At 67.8% G+C, this 15,096-nt stretch carries 15 protein-coding genes and 1 pseudogene; 12 read left to right on the top strand and 4 right to left on the bottom strand.

Going from position 1 to position 15,096, the window contains the following annotated elements; translation table 11 throughout:
• The first annotated feature begins 39 nt into the window (after positions 1-39).
• The 12 genes and pseudogenes from ACLFOB_RS05780 to ACLFOB_RS05725 all read left to right on the top strand — a co-directional run.
• Positions 40-1,245, top strand: a complete 1,206-nt coding sequence (locus tag ACLFOB_RS05780) for an ABC transporter substrate-binding protein (protein WP_410925422.1) — start codon at positions 40-42, stop codon at positions 1,243-1,245.
• A gap of 626 nt (positions 1,246-1,871) precedes the next feature.
• A complete protein-coding gene (locus tag ACLFOB_RS05775) occupies positions 1,872-4,265 on the top strand; it encodes a transketolase (protein WP_410925420.1) in 2,394 nt (797 codons plus the stop codon).
• A complete protein-coding gene (locus ACLFOB_RS05770; RefSeq protein WP_410925418.1) occupies positions 4,262-5,062 on the top strand; it encodes a creatininase family protein in 801 nt (266 codons plus the stop codon). Before ACLFOB_RS05775 ends, ACLFOB_RS05770 begins: the two co-directional genes overlap by 4 nt.
• Complete coding sequence (locus tag ACLFOB_RS05765) at positions 5,056-5,874, top strand: ABC transporter ATP-binding protein (RefSeq protein WP_410916774.1); 819 nt, start codon at positions 5,056-5,058, stop codon at positions 5,872-5,874. Before ACLFOB_RS05770 ends, ACLFOB_RS05765 begins: the two co-directional genes overlap by 7 nt.
• Positions 5,855-6,733 carry an ABC transporter permease gene (locus ACLFOB_RS05760; protein ID WP_410925416.1) on the top strand — a complete coding sequence of 293 codons (879 nt, stop codon included), beginning with the start codon at positions 5,855-5,857 and terminating at the stop codon, positions 6,731-6,733. The genes ACLFOB_RS05765 and ACLFOB_RS05760 overlap by 20 nt, the downstream gene beginning before the upstream one ends.
• Positions 6,733-7,905, top strand: a complete 1,173-nt coding sequence (locus tag ACLFOB_RS05755) for an amidohydrolase family protein (protein ID WP_410925414.1) — start codon at positions 6,733-6,735, stop codon at positions 7,903-7,905. Before ACLFOB_RS05760 ends, ACLFOB_RS05755 begins: the two co-directional genes overlap by 1 nt.
• The gene (locus tag ACLFOB_RS05750; protein ID WP_410925412.1) at positions 7,902-9,284 is read left to right on the top strand and encodes an FAD-binding oxidoreductase; all 1,383 of its coding nucleotides are present in this window, start codon (positions 7,902-7,904) and stop codon (positions 9,282-9,284) included. Before ACLFOB_RS05755 ends, ACLFOB_RS05750 begins: the two co-directional genes overlap by 4 nt.
• A 23-nt stretch (positions 9,285-9,307) precedes the next feature.
• Positions 9,308-10,315 (top strand): ABC transporter substrate-binding protein, encoded by a 1,008-nt coding sequence (locus tag ACLFOB_RS05745; protein WP_410925410.1) that lies wholly within the window; start codon positions 9,308-9,310, stop codon positions 10,313-10,315.
• A gap of 49 nt (positions 10,316-10,364) precedes the next feature.
• Positions 10,365-10,958 (top strand): NAD(P)H-dependent oxidoreductase, encoded by a 594-nt coding sequence (locus ACLFOB_RS05740; RefSeq protein ID WP_410925408.1) that lies wholly within the window; start codon positions 10,365-10,367, stop codon positions 10,956-10,958.
• 19 nt (positions 10,959-10,977) lie between these two features.
• Entirely contained in the window at positions 10,978-11,601 is a 624-nt protein-coding gene (locus ACLFOB_RS05735) for a TetR family transcriptional regulator C-terminal domain-containing protein (protein WP_410916780.1), read from the top strand.
• Between the two features lie 164 nt (positions 11,602-11,765).
• Positions 11,766-12,179 (top strand): RidA family protein, encoded by a 414-nt coding sequence (locus tag ACLFOB_RS05730; RefSeq protein WP_410925406.1) that lies wholly within the window; start codon positions 11,766-11,768, stop codon positions 12,177-12,179.
• A 55-nt stretch (positions 12,180-12,234) separates the two neighbouring features.
• A pseudogene (locus tag ACLFOB_RS05725) lies at positions 12,235-12,620 on the top strand (transposase); the annotation flags it as partial.
• Here the strand turns inward: ACLFOB_RS05725 and ACLFOB_RS05720 are convergent.
• From ACLFOB_RS05720 to ACLFOB_RS05705, 4 genes are all read right to left on the bottom strand, one after another.
• Entirely contained in the window at positions 12,610-13,272 is a 663-nt protein-coding gene (locus ACLFOB_RS05720; RefSeq protein ID WP_410916782.1) for an NAD(P)H-dependent oxidoreductase, read from the bottom strand. The pseudogene ACLFOB_RS05725 and the gene ACLFOB_RS05720 overlap by 11 nt on opposite strands.
• Positions 13,265-13,675, bottom strand: coding sequence for a hypothetical protein (locus ACLFOB_RS05715; RefSeq protein WP_410916783.1), 411 nt, complete (start codon positions 13,673-13,675; stop codon positions 13,265-13,267). Before ACLFOB_RS05715 ends, ACLFOB_RS05720 begins: the two co-directional genes overlap by 8 nt.
• Positions 13,672-14,499: an energy-coupling factor transporter transmembrane component T family protein gene (locus ACLFOB_RS05710; RefSeq protein WP_410925404.1), complete on the bottom strand. Its 828-nt coding sequence runs from the start codon at positions 14,497-14,499 to the stop codon at positions 13,672-13,674. Before ACLFOB_RS05710 ends, ACLFOB_RS05715 begins: the two co-directional genes overlap by 4 nt.
• On the bottom strand, positions 14,492-15,096 hold a 605-nt coding region (locus tag ACLFOB_RS05705; protein WP_410925402.1), incomplete at its 5' end, for an energy-coupling factor ABC transporter ATP-binding protein. The genes ACLFOB_RS05705 and ACLFOB_RS05710, both read right to left, overlap by 8 nt.

The raw sequence follows: 15,096 nt of genomic DNA, 5'->3' as shown, positions 1-15,096 counted from the left end.
GACAAGGAAAACACCGAACCCCAGCGAGAGAGACAAGAGATGACACTGACCAGACGCAGTTTCCTTGCCACCGGCGCGGCGGCCTCGGCCGCGATCGGCACGCCGATGATCCTGAAGGCGCAGCCCAGCGAATACGTCTTCGGCTCTTCGCTGCCGATGACCGGCCCCTTCGCCACCGCGGGCCAGCTCGTCGCGCCCGCGCTCAAGATGTTCGAGGATCTGGCGAACGAGGACGGCGGCATCGGCGGCGTGCCGATCCGCACCACGGCCGAGGATTCGGGCTACATCCCGCAGAACGCGCTGGCCAACTACCAGCGGGCGCTCGCGACCGAGGAGAACCTCGTCTACTACTACGGCGACAGCACCGGCTTCATGAAGCTGGTGGCGCCCGAACTGCGCGGCGAGAACGCGCGGCTGATGGGCTCGACCTCCTTCGCGTCCGACCTCGCGAACCCCGACGAGAACCCCTACCAGTATCTCGCCGGTCCTTCCTACGAGGATCAGTTCGACATCCTGTTGCAGAACATCGCGGACGAAGGCGGCTCGACGGTGGCCTTCATCTACTCCAACACCGAGTTCGGCCGCGACCCGCTGGCGTCGGGCCGCGCCAAGGCCGAGGAGCTGGGCCTCGAGGTGGTGCTGGAGGAGTCCACCCGCGCGCAGGGCGCCGACGTCCCGACCCATGTCACCAAGCTTGCACAGTCGAACGCCGAGTACTGCATCCTGCAGGGCTACGTGACCGGCGTCTGGCCGCAGCTCATCGGCGGCGCGCGGCAGTTCGGCCTGCCAACCCGCTTCATGGGCACCTTCTGGGGCATGGAGAAGGTGATCGCCGATCGGGTGACGGCAGAGGCCGGACCTTTCCTTGACGGCTACCTTGGCGTCATGCCCTACCGCTATTCCTACGACAACGAGAACGCGCCGCGCTACGCGCGCTATGCCGAGTACCAGAAGAAGAACTTCGCCGGCACACCGCTGGAAACCTACATGCCCACCTGGGGTCTGCAGTCGCTCTGCGCGATGGAGATGGGCCTGATGGCCCTGCGTCAGGTGCACGAGGAGGGCAAGGAGCTGACCGCCGACAACGCGGCAGAGGCGCTGGCCTCGATCCGGGACTGGGACTCGGGCGGCTTCTTCGGCGTCCCGGTCAGCATGATCGGCAACAAGATCGGGACCGGTCGCGTCTATCGGTATTCGGCCGAGAGCAACCTCTTCACGCCCGCCTCGGACTGGTTCACCGTCTGAGACGGCGAAGCCCCGGGCCGTCCCGGCCCGGGGCTGCCGCCGGCGGAGGTATCGTCAAGCGGGAAAGAATGATGCTACGCAAGGAGTTGCAACGGATTTGTTGATGTGTATCCACATCTGTGTCCCCTTCTCGACCATCGTTCACCTCATGCCGCCAGCAGTCGGGGCAGTCGGGCGAGGTCGTTGGCGGCCATTGCGAGGATGAAGGGGGCGCGCACCCGCTCGAGGAAAGGGCGGGTCCGCCGTTCCGGAGACAGGCACCTTGCGGCCTCAGACAGGGTTCCGCTCGATCAGCTGCTTGGCGATGATGATACGCTGCATTTCGTTGGTGCCCTCGCGCTCAGTAACGCCATGTCGATATCTTCAATGCTCCCGCTCCTCGAGCCTGGGGGCGTTCGAACATGTGTCACTTCTCAGTGGAAATCTCCCGGTTCCCGGGTCACGTCTCAGTGTAAATCAACACTCCGGCCCCATCGAGGGGCTGATGCGCGTCTTCGGCCCAGGATGCCCGAGTGACGGGCAGTCTGCGCAGCGGATGCGGAATACCGGACCACTCCCTATCAAATGATTTGACCGATTGGTCTGACCCTGTTTCCGTGACCTGAAGCAGCCTTGGGAGACGCATCTTGGCCGACCTCGATCTGGAGGCGCTGGCTGCGCTGGAACGCAAGTCGCTCTGGCTCAGCGCATGGACGATTCACAACGCCAACCATGTCCGGCCCAATCCGGACGGGCTCAAGGTGGGCGGGCATCTGGCGAGTTGCGCCTCGATTTCCGCGATCATGACGGCGCTCTATTTCCGGGTGCTGCGCCCCGAGGATCGCGTCGCGGTGAAGCCGCATGCCTCGCCCGTGTTCCATGCGATCCAGTATCTCTTCGGCAACCAGACCCGTGAGAAGCTGGAGGCCTTCCGCGGCTACGGTGGCGCCCAGTCCTATCCGAGCCGCACGAAGGACACCGACGACGTTGACTTTTCCACGGGCTCGGTAGGGCTTGGCGTGGGCATCACCGCCTTTGCGGCGATGGTCCAGGACTATGTCCGTGCGCGCCCCGACTGGGCGGCGGGCCAGCGGCCGGAGGGGCGGATGATCGCGCTGGTCGGCGATGCCGAGCTTGACGAGGGCAACGTCTTCGAGGCGCTGCAGGAGGGATGGAAGCACGACCTGCGCAACGTCTGGTGGATCATCGACTACAATCGCCAGTCGCTCGACGGGGTGGTGCGCGAGGGGTTGTCCGGGCGATTGGACGCAATCCTTTCCGCCTTCGGCTGGGATGTCGTGCTGATCAAGTACGGTGCCCTGCAGCGCGCCGCCTTCGAGGAGGAGGGCGGCGAGGCGCTGCGTCGCTGGATCGACGGCTGCCCCAACGCGCTCTACTCCGCCCTGACCTTTCAGGGTGGCGCGGCGTGGCGCAAGCGGCTGGAGGCCGATCTCGGGCAGGAGCCCGGTGTGCGGACGCTGCTGGAACGGCGGAGCGACGCGGAGCTGGGTGCGCTCATGTCGAACCTCGGCGGGCACTGCCTGCAGACGCTGGTCGAGACCTTCGAGGGCGTGGATCACGATCGCCCCGTGGCCTTCCTGGCCTATACGGTGAAGGGCTGGGGCACGCCGCTCGCCGGGCACAAGGACAACCACGGCGGGCTGATGACCGCGAAGCAGATGGAGGAGTTCCGCGCCGGGATGGGCGTGGAGGAGGGCGCGGAGTGGGAGCCCTTCGCGGGTCTCGGCCTGCCCGAGGACCGGCTGCGCGCGGTCATCGAGGGCGCGCCCTTCAACGCGAAGGGCACGCGGCGGCTCAAGGGCGCGAAGGTGCCGGTGCCCGCGCTCGCCCCGCCCGAGGACCGCGAGACCTCGACCCAGCTCGCCTTCGGCAAGATCCTGCACGAGATCGCGGGGGGTGACAGCGACCTCGCCGCGCGGGTCCTGACCACCTCGCCGGATGTGACCGTCTCCACCGGCCTCGGGCCCTGGGTCAACCGGCGCGGGCTGTTCGCGCGGAGGGAGATCGCGGACACCTTCAAGGAAGAGCGCGTGCCCTCGATGCAGAAGTGGCGCTTCTCGCCCAGAGGGCAGCATCTGGAACTCGGCATCGCCGAGATGAACCTGTTTCTGCTGCTGGGGGCTGCCGGTCTGTCGCATTCGCTCTTCGGCGAGCGGCTGCTGCCGGTGGGCACGCTCTACGATCCCTTCGTGTCGCGCGGCCTCGATGCGCTGAACTATGCCTGCTATCAGGACGCGCGCTTCCTGATCGTGGGCACGCCCTCCGGCATTTCACTCGCGCCGGAGGGCGGCGCGCACCAGTCCATCGCCTCGCCGCTCATCGGGATGAGCCAGGACGGCCTCGCCGCGTTCGAGCCCTGCTTCACCGACGAGCTTGCGGTGATCATGGAGTGGGCCTTCGACTACATGCAGCGCGACGGCGGGCGCGACCCGGACGAGCGGACCTGGCTCAGGGACGAGACCGGCGGCTCGGTCTACCTGCGGCTCTCGACCCGCAGCATCGAGCAGCCCCGGCGCGGGATCGACCAAGGCTTTCGGCAGGGCGTGGTGGACGGCGCCTACTGGCTGCGCCCGCCCGGCCCCGGCTGCGAGGTGGTGATCGCCTATCAGGGCACCGTGGGGACCGAGGCCATCGCGGCGGCCGGGATGATCGGCGAGGACCGGCGCGACGTGGGCGTGCTGGCGGTGACCTCGGCGGACCGGCTCAACGCCGGCTGGCAGGCCGCACAGCGGGCGCGGGCGCGCGGGCAGGAGGGCGCGCTGAGCCAGGTCGAGCGCCTGCTTCAGGAGGTGCCGCCGCACGCGCGGCTCATCACGGTGATCGACGGGCACCCGGCGACGCTGAGCTGGCTGGGCGCGGTGCAGGGTCACCGCACCGCGGGGCTGGGCGTCGAGCATTTCGGGCAGACGGGCCGCGTGGACGACCTTTATCGCCACTACGGAATCGACCGGGGCGCCATCGCCGCCATGGCGCAGAGCATCGCGCCGGGCCGGCCGGTGAGACTGGCGGGCACCGCATGAAGCGCTTCTGGTCCGACTATACGAGCGAGGAGTTTTCCCGCCTCGACCGCGAAAGCCTGGTTGCCGTTCTGCCCGTGGGCGCGACAGAGCAGCACGGGCCGCACCTGCCGATGAAGGTGGACGCCTGCGTTGCCGAGGCGGTCGTGGAACGGCTGGTGCGCAAGCTGCCGGAGGAAAGCCGCACGCTCTTCCTGCCCTTGCAGGCCATCGGCAAGAGCAACGAACATCTGCGCTACCCCGGCACGCTGACCCATTCCGCCGGGACCCTCACCGCCATGTGGTGCGAGATCGGCGCCTGCGTGGCGCGGGCGGGCGTGCGGAAGATGGTCCTGCTCAACGCCCACGGCGGCAACATCCCCGTCATGGAGACCGTCGCGCGGGAGCTGCGGGTGCGGCACGACATGCTGGTCTTCTCGGTCAACTGGTTCGGTCAGGGGATGCCCGAGGGCGTCTATCCGCTGGAAGAGATGAGGCACGGCATCCACGCAGGCGACATGGAGACCTCGGTGATGCTGGCGCTCGATCCCGGCAACGTCCGCATGGGCCACGCGAAGGACTTCCGCCCCCTCAGCCGCGAGTGGGAGGCACAATATCGCTACATCGCCCTGTCCGGCGGCGCCAAGCCCGCGTGGCAGGCGCAGGACATGCATCCCGAAGGCGCCTGCGGCAACGCCGCCGCGGCCTCGGCCGAGAAGGGCGAGATGACGCTCGACTTCGCCACCGACCGGCTGGTCGAGCTTCTGGCCGAGGTGGAGCGCGCGCCGCTGTCATGGCTAAAACAGGAGCCCGCATGGTGACCCAAGCGACCGCGCAGAAGGCGCCGCCAGAGGATGCGCCGGTCCTGATCCGCATGGACGGTGTCAGCAAGCAGTTCGCCAACGGGACGGTTGCCGTTCGCGACATGCGCCTCGACATCCGCGAGGGCGAGTTCATCAGCTTTCTGGGCCCGTCGGGCTGCGGCAAGTCCACCGCGCTGAAGATGATCGCGGGGCTCCTGTCGATCTCGGCGGGCGAGGTCATCGTGAATGGCCATCCCCCCGGCAAGGGTCAGGAGCAGGACATCGGCTTCGTCTTCCAGGATGCGACGCTGATGCCCTGGGCCACGGTCTTCGACAACGTGTTCCTGCCGCTGCGCATGAAGGGAGTGAAGAGGAACGAGGCGCGCGAAGAGGTCGAGGAGGCGCTGGCCTCGGTCGGCCTGTCCGGTTTCACGCGCGCCTATCCCCGGCAGCTTTCGGGCGGCATGAAGATGCGCGTCTCGATCGCGCGGGCGCTGGTGACGCGGCCCAAGCTCCTGCTGATGGACGAGCCCTTCGCGGCGCTCGACGAGATCACGCGCTTCAAGCTCAACAACGACGTGCTGGACCTCTGGGCGAAGCACGGGCTGACGGTGATCTTCGTGACACATTCGGTCTTCGAGAGCGTCTATCTCTCGAGCCGCGTGGTGGTGATGGCGGCGCGCCCCGGCCGTGTCTCGCGGATCGTCGATCTGCCGGGCGGCTACCCACGGACCGAGCATTACCGGACGACGCCGGAATATGCCGAGAACTGCCGCATCGTGAGCGCGGCGCTCGAGGAGACGATGGACAATGTCGACATCGACCACTGACCTGACCGCCCCGGCCGCCGACGCCTTCGAGGATCCCGCGGCCGAGATGAACGCGGCCGTCGAGCGCGCCGCCCGGCGCGAACGTCGGATGCGGGTCCTGATGCCGGTGGCGGCGCTGACCCTGGCTGTCGTGCTCTGGGAGGTCCTGGTCTGGTGGAACGAGGTGCCGCACTACCTCATTCCGGCACCCAGCCTGATCGCGCAGACGCTGGTCACCGACTTCGGCACGCTGATGACCTCGATGTGGTTCACGGTGAAGCTGACGCTGGTGTCGCTCCTGCTGGCCATCGTGGGCGGCGTGTTGCTGGGGATGGTCTTCGCGCTCTCGCGGACGGTGGAGGTGAGCCTTTTTCCCTTCGCGGTGATCCTTCAGGTGACGCCGGTCATCGCCATCGCGCCGCTCATCCTGATCTATGTGCACGACACCTTCTCGGCGCTGCTGATCTGCGCCTGGATCGTGGCCTTCTTCCCGATCCTGTCGAACACGGCGATCGGGCTGCGCTCGGCCGACCATAACCTGCGCGACCTCTTCACGCTCTACCGCGCGACGCCGTGGCAGCGGCTGCGCTACCTGCTCGTTCCCTCCGCGCTGCCGTATTTCATGGCGGCGCTGAAGATCGCGGGCGGGCTTGCGCTGATCGGGGCCGTGGTGGCGGAGTTCGTGGCCGGCACCGCGGGGCAGAACACGGGCCTCGCCAGCCGTATCCTCGAATCGTCCTTCCGGCAGGAGATCCCGCGCATGTTCGCGGCGCTCTTCCTCGTCTCGCTGCTTGGTGTCGTCATCTTCCTTGCCACCAGCGTCCTGTCGAAGGCCGTGCTGGGCCACTGGCACGAAAGCGAGATCAAGCGGGAGGCGTGATGCGGGACCAGGGATCAGCCGCGCTGGAGGGCGTCCGCATCGCGGGACGCGAAGGGCACTGGCGGCTCGAGGTCGCGGGTGCCCGGCTCTCGCTGGCCCCCTCGCAGGCCACGGGCGGCGGGCTCGTGCTGCCGCTGATGGCCGACGCGCATGTGCATCTCGACAAGACCTTTACCGTGGACCGCATGCCCGGGCGCCCCTCCACCCTCTTCGAGGCGATCGAGATGATGGGCCGGGACGCCGAGGGCTGGACGGAGGCGGACCTGCGCGCGCGCGCCGGCGCCGGGCTGGAGCGCGCCTTCGCCCACGGCACCGGCGCCATGCGCAGTCACGTGGACTGGACCGCGCCCAAAGCGCCCCTCGCCTGGGGCGTGCTCAACGAGCTTGCGCAGGACTGGCGCGGGCGCGTGGAGCTGCAACTGGCCTCGCTCTCGCCGCTCGACCTGCTGGCCGAGGCGGGCGAGGGGATTGCCCGTCGCGTGGCCCGCGACGGCGGCGTGCTGGGCGCCTTCGTCTACCGCAACGCGCGCTTGCCGGAGAAGCTTGGGCGCGTCTTCGACCTGGCCGAGAGGCACGGCCTGAGCCTCGATTTCCATGTGGACGAGGGGCTCGAGCCGGAGGCGCAGGGGATCGACGCCATCGTGGCAGAGACCGCGCTGCGCGGCTTCGGCGGCCGGGTGCTCTGCGGGCATGGCTGCGCGCTCTCCGTCCGGCCAGAGGACGATGTGCGCGCGGTGCTGGATCGCGCCGGCGCGGCGGGTCTTGCCCTGACGGTCCTGCCGACGACCAACATGTGGCTGCAGGACAACCGCCCCGGCCTTACGCCCCGCCTGCGCGGGCTTGCGCCGTTCAAGGAAGCGCGGGCAGCAGGTGTCGAGGTTCTCTTCGCCTCCGACAACGTGCGCGACGCGTTCTATCCGCACGGCGACTACGACATGGCAGACGTCCTGCGCGCCACCGTGCTGGGCGCGCAGCTCGACCCCGCGGACTGGCTCGGCGCGGTCACCACGGACGCCGCCCGCTGGTGCGGCGCGGTTCACGCCATCGAGGACGGCGGCCTGGCGGATTTCATCTGGCACGACGCCTCCGACCCGGACGACCTCGTGAGCCGCCCGCGCGCCGCCCGGCAGGTGTGGCGCGGCGGCCAGCCACTGCAAGGAGCGACTTCATGAACAAGCCCGGAAAACCGGAGCGCGCCATCGACTGGGCGGCCTTCCGCGCCGAGATCGAAGGCATCCGGATCTACGACGATCCGAAGCAGGTGGAACTGCGCTCCCGCGACTACTTCTGGTATTCGCCAATCCTGAACGAACAGCTGGACGGCGTGACCGGCGATCTGGTGGTCCTGCCGCAGGATCAGGAGGAGGTGAAGCGCGTGGCCGCCGCCGTGGCGCGGCACCGCATCCCTCTGACCATCCGGGGCGGCGGGACCGGCAACTACGGACAATGCGTGCCGCTGGAAGGCGGCGTGATCCTGGACGTCACCCGCCTCGACAAGGTGATCGAGATCGGCGAGGGCCGCGTACGCTGTGAGGCGGGTATCCGTATCTCGCGCCTGGACGATGCTGCGCGGGAGACCGGTCAGGAGCTTCTGATGTATCCCTCCACCCGTCAGATGGCCACGATCGGCGGCTTCCTCGCCGGGGGCTCGGGAGGCATCGGCTCGCTCCGCCACGGGATGCTGCGTGATCCCGGTAACGTCACTTGCGTCAAGGTCGTGACGGTGGAGCCCCAGCCGCAGGTGATCGAGCTGCACGGCGACGAGATCCAGAAGGTGCAGCATGCCTACGGCACGAACGGCATCGTCACCGAGCTGGAGCTGCCGCTGACGCAGGCCACCGACTGGCTGCATTGCGCAGCACTCTTCGACGGCTACGATACCGCGCTGCGCTTTGCGCAGGGCGCGCAGGAGGAAGGGCTGGACTGCTACCTTCTGACCACGGTCGAGCGCCGCTTCGCCCCCTACTACCGCAAGTTCGGCGACCTCTTCCCCGACGATCGCGACGCGGTCTTCGCCATGGTTGCGCCGGAAGCGATGGACCGCTTCCGCGACAAGGCCGACGGCATGGGCGGGCGCATCTCCTTTGCCATGACCAAGCCCGAGATCCGCGAGGCGGGGCTTCAGCCTGCCTACGAATGCGGCTGGAACCACACGACCCTTCAGGCGCTCAAGGCGGACAAGGGCTGGACCTATCTTCAGGTCGCCTATCCGCAGCCCTTCGACCCCGATCTCGTCATGCGGCAGATGGCACGCTACGGCGACGAGATCTTCTGGCACCACGAGATGGCCCGGATGGGCGGGCACATCCAGATCTTCGCGCTGCCGCTCGTGCGGTGGCGGGGCAGGGACGCGATGTACGACCTCATTGCGGAGCTGGAGGAAAAGGACGGCTGCACGATCTACGACCCCCACACCGTCACCATCGAGGACGGGGGGATGAAGGAGATCGACACCGCGCAGATCGACTTCAAGAAAAAGGCCGATCCCTACGGCCTGATGAACCCGGGAAAGACCCGGGGCTGGATGGCCGACATGGCCAGAACCGACTGACCGACCAACACGGGAGAAAACCGATGAAACATCTTCTGACGGCGGCCCTGGCCGCAGGCCTTGCCACCGCGGCCACTGCACAGGATCTCGACAAGGTCACGATGGGCACCAACTGGCTCGCCCAGGGCGGGCACGGCGGCTTCTATCAGGCCGTCGCGGACGGCACCTACGAGAAATACGGCCTCGACGTCGAGATCATGATGGGCGGGCCGCAGATGAACAATCGGCCCATGCTGGCGGCCGGGCGGCTCGATTTCCTGATGGCGGGCAACCTGCTGCTGTCGTTCGACAACGTTCGCAACGACATCCCCACGACCGTCGTCGCCGCCTTCTTCCAGAAGGATCCGCAGGCGCTCATGGCGCATGCCGGGCAGTACGAGGACTTCACCGCGCTGACCGAGGCGCCCACGGTGCTGATCTCCAAGGACGGGCAATTCAGCTTCTGGCAGTGGCTCACGGACGCCAAGGGCTTCCGCGACGACCAGCTGCGCCCCTACGGCTTCAATCTCGCCCAGTTCCTCGGCGACGAAGAGATGGTGCAGCAGGCCTATGCCACGGCCGAACCGATCTATGCCGCGGCCGAGGGCGCCGAGGTGGACGTCTTCCTGCTCGCCGATCAAGGGTGGAACACCTATTCCACAACAATCGAGACGCGCGCCGAACTGGTCGAGACGGACCCCGATCTCGTGCAGCGCTTCCTGAATGCCTCCATCGAGGGCTGGTACAACTTCCTCTACGGAGACAGGACCGCCGCCTACGAGGCGATCATGGCGGCCAACCCGGACATGACGGTCGAGAAGCTGGAAAAGGAAATGGCCCAGTTCGAGAAGCTGGACATCATCGATTCCGGTAACGCGCTCGAGAAGGGGATCGGCGCGATGAGCGAAGAGCGCATCGAAGCCTTCCACGATCTTGCGGTGAGCGCCGGCATCATCGAGGCGGGCGAGGTGGATCTGTCGAAGGTCGCCACCACGCAGTTCGTCAACAAGGGCCACGGGCTCGACATCAAGCAGCAGTTGATGAGCAACTGATCGGCGCACGGCCCGCGCCGGAAGGCGCGGGCCGGGAAGGGACGCAACCGTGCGGGTTCTGATCGTCTTCTGTCATCCCAGCGAGCAGAGCTTCGGCGCGGCCCTCTTTGCCAAGGCGCGATGCGCGCTCCTGGATGCGGGCCACGAGGTGCAGGTCATCGACCTCTACCGCGAAGGCTTCGACCCGGTGCTGAGTCCGGAGGACTGGCACGCGTATCTGTCCGATACAGATTCGCTGATCGCGCGCGTTCAAGGCCATGTGGATGCCCTGCGCCGGGCGGAGGCGCTGGTGATGATCTTTCCGACCTGGATGTACGGCCCGCCCGCCCTGCTGAAGGGCTGGATGGAGCGCGTCTGGCTGCCCGGAGTGGCCTTCGAGGTGCCGCAGGGCAAGACGAAGCGCGCGCAGGGGCTGCTGACCAGCATCCGCAGCTTCACGGTCGTCACGACCTCGGGCTCGCCCTGGTGGTGGCTGCGGCTGATCCGTGATCCGGGCCGGTCGATGCTGACGCGCGGCTACCGGGTGCTGTTCCATCCGCGATGCCGTGTGCGATGGCTGCAACTGCATGACATGAACCACGCGACCGAGCGGGAAAGACAGCGGTTTCTGGCCCGCGTGGAGCGTACCCTGACGCGGGTCTGACCGACCCGGGGAGAGCGACATGAATCTCGTCCGACGCCGCCGCGATGAAATCCGTCGCGCCATCCTGGATGCCGCGATCCGCGAATTCGCGAAGAACGGGCTGGCCGGCACCTCCACGCAGGCACTGGCCGAGGCGGCGGGACTGACCAAGGCACAGCTGCATTACTACATCTCGTCGAAGGAAGAGCTCTACGAAGAGGCGCTGCACTTCATCGTGCGCGAATGGCGGACGATCTTCTTCGTCTCCGCGGGCTCCGACGACCCGGCCGAAACCATCGCGTCCTACATCGAGCGAAAGATCCGTCACGCGCTCGACCACCCGGAAGTCTCGCGTCTCTTCGCCAACGAGGTCGCGCGCGGCGCCTCTGTCCTGTCTCGCCACTGGGGCGAACTCAAGCAGGCGGTGGACGAGGCGGCGGGCGTGATCGAGGGCTGGATCGCCGCTGGCAAGATCCGGCCCGTCGATCCCCTGCTGTTCCAGATGAACATGTGGGCGGTCACGCAGCACTATGCCGAATACGAGGCGCAGGCGCGTCACCTGCTGGGCACGCCGGAGGGGACGCCGCTCGACGCCGAGCGCATCATCGCCGAGGCGCAGGAGATGTTCCTTCTGCGCTGCGGGCTGGTCCGGGCGGTGCGGTGACATGTCACGCCGTGGAGCTTCCGGTTCGCCGCCACCGCCCGTTGCGGTGCGCGCGGGCAGCCGAGCACCATGGCACCGGGCGACTGCACAGGCCTTTACACCCCCGCTTTCCATCGGCCTGCCGCGGTTGCAGCGTGCAGGCAAAGCTTCGAGGGAGACACCGAATGACCCCGCTCTTGCCCGCCTCCATAGCTCCGCCCTTCGCCCGCTATTCCCACGGCGTGATCGCCGAGCCTGGCGCACGGTTGGTGGCGCTCTCCGGGCAGCTCGGCCTTGCCGCCGACGGAACCGTGCCCGAGGGCGCAAGGGCGCAAGCCCAGATCTGCCTGGCCAACATCGACGCCATCCTGGCCGAGGCCGGCGGGGGGCGGGAGCATGTCCTGCGCCTCAACGCCTATGTAACGGGACGCGAGCACATGGCCGGCTACATGGCCGCCCGCGATGCGTGGCTTGCCGATCTCCCGGCGCCCCCTGCCTCGACACTGATGATCGTGGGCGGTTTTACCCGGCCCGAGTTCGTCGTCGAGGTCGAGGCACTGGCCGCCATTCCGTCCGCGCATCAACCGCCGCCGGACTGACCGGGGAGGGGGCGCTAGACATCTGCTCGACGAGACCGTGTTCCGCAATCTGGCCCAGGCCCGCATGGAGGCGCAGGCCGAGTGCATGCTGGTCATTCTTGGCGCCACGCCCGAGAGTAAGAAGGAGCTCGTCGGCTTCCAGGTCGGCCTGCGCGAGAGCGCGCGAGACGCTGGCGGGAACTGCTGGTCGACATCAAGGCCCGCGGCGTCAAGTTGCCGCCCGAAGTCGCCGTGGGCGACGGGGCCATGGGGTTCTGGAAGGCGCTCGACGAGATCCTCCCGGGCACGAAGTATCAGAGATGCTGGGTCAACAAGACCGCCAACGATCTGAATAGATTCCCGAAGTCGATGCATCCGGCGGTGAAGGCAGACCTGCGCGAGATCTGGCAGGCTCAGACGCTCCTAAAGAAGTCGCAGCGCTCCATCGCGTTCATTCGGCGAGCGTTCTGCGGGCCTGGGATGGGGAAGCTGGCGAGAAGCGTTGCCCAAGCTGTGGCTTCATGAGCCGCGATACGGCGCCGGGGATCGAGGAGAGGTAGGCCGTGCGGGCCGTCGCATCTGCCGTGTCGATCCGATAAATGGCGCGGTAGCTGGTCCGCACGCGAGGATGGCAGTTGGCACGCAAGCCCCTGAGCAGCGTCCGTCGCCCGGGGAACCCCATGAGCCAGCTGGTCATCCACGTCGCGCCGCAGGACGTGAAGACGCCGAGGTGCCGGATGTGGGCGAGTCCGGGCTGCGGCATCGCATCAGGTCGGAGTACGAAGGCGAAGCCCGGCAAGAGCACGCGGTCCAGCCAGCCCTTGAGCATTGCCGGCAGGCCGAACCACCAGGTGGGGTAGACGAAGATCAGCGCATCGGCGCGGGCGAGGCGTTCGGCGTAGTCGCGTACCGGAGCGAGGTTCGGCCCCTCCTGGTGATAGCCGCGCCGCTCTTCGGGCGGCATGGCGGGCTCGAAGCCCTCGTCGTAGAGGTCGAGGAGGTCGACCGTGTGGCCCTCCCCGTGGAGGGCATCGCAGACCGCATCACGGATAGCGGCCGAGAAGCTTTCGGGGCACGGGTGGCAATAGACGACGAGAACTGAGCGCTCAGCCATGGTGGGCCTCCACCGCGCCCGCCGTGTCGAAGTATTCCCGCCACGAGAGGATCAGCCCTTTGCGCCGCTCGACGATGATGGCGTCGGGCGTGACGCTGCGCGCTCCGTCCGAGCGGCGCGCCACGTCCCACGTCCATTCGAGACCGATCCACCCAGAGGGCGACTCGAAGGCGGAGGTGATGACCACGCGGAGCCCGGTATAGTCGCGGTGGAAGTCCTCGACCACGCGGGCAAGACGGGCGAAGGGCACGACGTTGCCCGGCGCGGTCAGCTCGCCCTGGGGGTCCCAGTCGCGCTGCGCCTCGGGGCCGAAGTGGCCCTCGGTCCAGACCCGCGCCTGCCGCTGCAGCATCTCCAGCGTGTCCTGCGAGCAGTCGAAGATGCCGTTGAGAATGACGCTCATATCACCGCCGTGCCCAGCCCGGTCACCGCCCGCAGGAGCGCCGCCGCCGGGGGCAGCGCAAGAAGGAACACGATCGCCAGCCATTCCGCCGCGCGGAGCCGCCCCCGCCCGGCGTCGAGATAGGTGCGCTTCTCCGAGCCGGAGAAGCCCCGCGACTGGAGCGCCACCTCGATCTGCTGCGCGCGGCGCAGGCTCGCCACGATCAGCGGCACCAGCATCCGCCCGATCAGCACGAGCTTCCGCCCGATGCCCATGGCGTCTACATCGATGCCCCGGAGCCGCTGCGCGTCGCGCATGGACGAGAGTTCCTCGAGCAGCAGCGGCACGAAGCGGAAGGTCGTCGAGACGAGGAAGGCCACCCGGTAGGGCACCCGCATCCGCACGAGTCCGAGAACGATTGTGTTGGGCGAACTGGTCGCGAAGAGGTAGAGGAAGGCGAGGAGCGGGATCAGCAAGCGACAGCAGACCGTGAGCCCGAAGGCCAGCCCCTCCCATCGGAAGAACACCGCGCCGCCGAGCCATGGCAACCCCTCGGGCAGGTGCCAGACCGGCGTCTCGCCCAGCGGGCTCCAAAGACCCTGGATCATTACGATGAGCGCGAAGGCGGGCCAGAGCATCGCGACAAGGCGCGCGATCTCGACCGCCCGCACGCCTGCGGCGAGCAGCAACACGACCATGACGCCAAGGGTCGCCGCCTGCAGGGCGAGGCTGTTCCAGACGAAGATCAGGAAGCTCACCGAGAGGAGCAGCGCGAACTTCACCCGCACGTCCACGTCCCCCAGCGCCGTGGGCCGCGCTTGCACGTTGAGGGCAAGGTTAGCCATCGTCGCCTCCCAGGTCTTCGGGCCCGAGCGGCCGGGCGGCGGCAAGGCCAGGCCGGGCGGCCGCGAAGCGCACGGTCTGGGGCGGGACGACCCCGCACTCGAGCAGCCGCGCGCCGGCGTAGAGCACTTCTTCCGGCGGGCCGTCGAGACGTACGCCGCCATCCTTCATCACGATCATCCGGTCCACGAAGCGGCCCGTCAGGTAGAGGTGATGGGTGATCAGGATGATGGTGCGGCCCTTCGCATGGAGTCGCCGCAGAAGGTCGATGATCGCCCGCGCGCCGTGCCAGTCCTGCCCGGTCGTCGGCTCGTCGAAGATCAGCACCTGGGCATCGAGTGCTATGAAGGCCGCGATGGCCACCCGAAGCTGATCCCCTCGTGAGAGAGTCGCGGGATGGCTCTCCGCATGCTGCGTCAGGTCCATGTCGGCGAGCGTGCGTTCGACGGTTTCGGCGATCTCCTCTTCGGGGCGCTTCTGCATCTTAAGGGCGAAGGCTACCTCTTCCGCGACGCTGTCGCAGAAGAGCTGCCTGTGCGCGTTCTGAGCGACGAAGGCCACCGATCGGGCGAGCGCGCCCACGGTCATGCCGGACACGT

This window comes from Rhodosalinus sp., from assembly GCF_046542825.1.
Taxonomy (GTDB): Bacteria; Pseudomonadota; Alphaproteobacteria; order Rhodobacterales; family Rhodobacteraceae; genus Rhodosalinus.
This window is presented reverse-complemented; position numbering and strand designations above follow the sequence as displayed.

Coding starts and splice junctions, on each gene's coding strand:
- ACLFOB_RS05780 (WP_410925422.1), top strand. CDS start 40: ATGACACTGACCAGACGCAGTTTCCTTGCCACCGGCGCGGCGGCCTCG.
- ACLFOB_RS05770 (WP_410925418.1), top strand. CDS start 4,262: ATGAAGCGCTTCTGGTCCGACTATACGAGCGAGGAGTTTTCCCGCCTC.
- ACLFOB_RS05765 (WP_410916774.1), top strand. CDS start 5,056: ATGGTGACCCAAGCGACCGCGCAGAAGGCGCCGCCAGAGGATGCGCCG.
- ACLFOB_RS05760 (WP_410925416.1), top strand. CDS start 5,855: ATGTCGACATCGACCACTGACCTGACCGCCCCGGCCGCCGACGCCTTC.
- ACLFOB_RS05755 (WP_410925414.1), top strand. CDS start 6,733: ATGCGGGACCAGGGATCAGCCGCGCTGGAGGGCGTCCGCATCGCGGGA.
- ACLFOB_RS05750 (WP_410925412.1), top strand. CDS start 7,902: ATGAACAAGCCCGGAAAACCGGAGCGCGCCATCGACTGGGCGGCCTTC.
- ACLFOB_RS05745 (WP_410925410.1), top strand. CDS start 9,308: ATGAAACATCTTCTGACGGCGGCCCTGGCCGCAGGCCTTGCCACCGCG.
- ACLFOB_RS05735 (WP_410916780.1), top strand. CDS start 10,978: ATGAATCTCGTCCGACGCCGCCGCGATGAAATCCGTCGCGCCATCCTG.
- ACLFOB_RS05730 (WP_410925406.1), top strand. CDS start 11,766: ATGACCCCGCTCTTGCCCGCCTCCATAGCTCCGCCCTTCGCCCGCTAT.
- ACLFOB_RS05720 (WP_410916782.1), bottom strand. CDS start 13,272: ATGGCTGAGCGCTCAGTTCTCGTCGTCTATTGCCACCCGTGCCCCGAA.
- ACLFOB_RS05715 (WP_410916783.1), bottom strand. CDS start 13,675: ATGAGCGTCATTCTCAACGGCATCTTCGACTGCTCGCAGGACACGCTG.
- ACLFOB_RS05710 (WP_410925404.1), bottom strand. CDS start 14,499: ATGGCTAACCTTGCCCTCAACGTGCAAGCGCGGCCCACGGCGCTGGGG.